This is a genomic window from Dysgonomonas sp. ZJ709 (assembly GCF_011039195.1).
Lineage (GTDB): Bacteria > Bacteroidota > Bacteroidia > Bacteroidales > Dysgonomonadaceae > Dysgonomonas.
This window is the reverse complement of record NZ_JAAKEM010000068.1, coordinates 1-2,605: the sequence shown is the minus strand read 5'-3', so window position 1 is coordinate 2,605 and position 2,605 is coordinate 1. Positions and strand designations below refer to the sequence as shown.

1 protein-coding gene is annotated in these 2,605 nt (G+C 43.8%); it reads right to left on the bottom strand.

Annotated features, from left to right (window positions below):
• A partial coding sequence (locus G7Y56_RS18340; protein WP_165045899.1) for a heavy metal translocating P-type ATPase occupies positions 1–2,411 on the bottom strand: 2,411 nt, incomplete at its 3' end.
• Positions 2,412–2,605 lie beyond the last annotated feature (194 nt).

The window sequence follows — 2,605 nt, the reverse complement described above, 5'->3', positions numbered from 1 at the left end:
CCGAATACAGGGAACAAGATTCCGGCTGCCAAAGGAATACCTAGCGAGTTGTAAACGAACGCAAAAAATAGGTTTTGCTTAATATTTCGCATGGTAGCATGGCTCAGGGCTTTGGCTTTGACAATACCATTCAGATCACCTTTAACCAACGTTATCAAAGCACTCTCCATGGCAACGTCCGTACCGGTTCCCATGGCAATACCTATATCCGATTGAGCCAATGCAGGAGCATCGTTGATACCGTCACCCGCCATTGCTACTATTTTACCCTCAGCTTGCAGGCGCTTGATTTCGTTCAGCTTATCCGCAGGAAGACACTCAGCTTTATAGCTCGTCATATTCAGTTCACGGGCTACGGCACGAGCCGTATTTTCATTATCTCCTGTCAGCATAATTACTTCTATACCGTGATTCATCAAATTTTGAATTGCCTGTTTGCTGGTTTGCTTAATAGCATCTGATATAACTACAAAGCCTGCGACTTTGTTATCAACAGACAGGTAAGACACCGTCTTGCCCAGATTTTGTTGTTCTACAACCTGTTTTTCAACTTCGGCAGAGATAGAGTCAATTAACTTTTTGTTTCCTAACGCTACCCGTTTTCCATCTATTGTTCCAACCACACCTTGTCCGGCAATGGCTTCGAATTCCGAGACCTCTGCTAAAACAGCATTATTTTCTTTTGCATATTTAACTACAGCCTCAGCCAGCGGATGTTCGCTGTGAATGTTGATCGAGCCGCTGTAATGAACAACCTCTTCATGGCTAAAGTCACCCAATGGTATCATCTTTTCAACAGATGGCCTGCCTTCGGTAATGGTTCCCGTTTTATCGGTAATCAACACATCTATCTTATCCATTCGCTCAAGAGCCTCAGCATTTTTAATTAATATACCGTTTTGAGCACCTTTGCCTACGCCAACCATTACGGACATGGGTGTTGCCAAACCCAAGGCACACGGACAGGCGATAATCAACACGGCAATGGCATTGCTTATGGCAAAAACATAAGCGGAACTGCCGCCCCATATAACCCACACAACGAAAGTAGCGACTGCAATTAGTACCACTATCGGAACAAACCAGCCCGAAACTTTATCCGCTAACTTTTGGATGGGAGCTTTTGAACGGCTTGCACTGTCGACCATCGCTATTATTTGCGACAATAGTGTTTCATCGCCTACACGTTCGGCTACCATTGTAAATGATTTTGTACCATTGATAGTTCCTGAGCTGACCTTGTCGCCCTCTTTTTTATCGGCAGGGATTGGCTCGCCGGTAATCATCGATTCGTCAATACTGCTTTCGCCTTTTTGGATGTATCCGTCTACGGGTATCTTTTCTCCGGGTTTAACCCGTAATACATCGCCTTTCTTTATATCCTGAATACTGATTTTTTGGTCATGTCCCTCGACAACAAGGGTTGCTTCGGTTGGTGCAAGCTTCAATAGTTCTTTTAAAGCAGTATTAGTGCGACCGTGTGCCTTGGCTTCTAAAAGTTGACCGAGCAACACTAATGTCAGAATAACCACTGTTGCCTCGAAATAAAGGTGGACATATCCCATTTCATCTTTAAGCTGAGCGGGAAAGACAGAAGGAAATAACAAACCTACGATACTGAACAAAAATGCAGCTCCCGTTCCAATACCAATCAGAGTAAACATATTGAGCTTCATGGTTCGGATAGAAACCCATGCCCGCTCAAAAAACATCCATGCGGCATAAAATACTACGGGAATGGTAAATCCGAACTGCAACCAACTTGAAAGCTTTGGAGGAACAATATCCGAGAACCCATGTATCATGCCCAACATGGCAAGTAAGAATACAGGAATCGTGAAGACAATTGCGATCCAGAATTTTCGCAGCAAATCACGATACGATTTATTGTCGTCCTCACCCTGAGTCGCTATTGCTACTAAATCCATGCCGCACACAGGGCAATTCCCGGGCTTATCGTACACTTTATCACCTTCGCAGTGCATGGGGCAGGCATACTTTGCAGAAGCCACTTGCAAGGTTGGCTTCTTCTCTAGGTTCATACCACAGACAGGACAGTTACCTGATTTCTGGTAAATTTTATCGCCTTCGCAGTACATCGGACAGTAGTATATTCCATCTGCCTGAATATCTTTGGGTATCACGATGGGTTTCTGTGTTGCAACGCTGCAACACGAGCTTCCCTCATTGTGCTTGTTCTCGCCGTGGTCGGACGAAATAGTATAATTACCTATGGCAGACAAAGCTTCTTGTAGCCGTTCAGTCGGAATATGCTGCTCCATCGTGATGGTTGCAACAGGAGGATTAAGCGTGACAACCGCCTTTATACCGTTGATTTCGTTCAACGCTTTTTCAATTCTTGCGCGGCAACCGTTACAGGTCATGCCGTCTATTCTATATGAATGTTTCATTATAATTAATATTAAGTTCTTGTAACTACTTGTTAGTTATCAATAGGTTAAAGTAATCCCAGCACCGAATTTCATGTCACTGTCGTAATGAGTCGATGCCGAAAGATATTTAGTAAGTATATATCTGGCACCAAAAGCATATTCGATATTGGTATTGATCATACCCCATAGTCGCAAACGTTTTGTAACGGGGA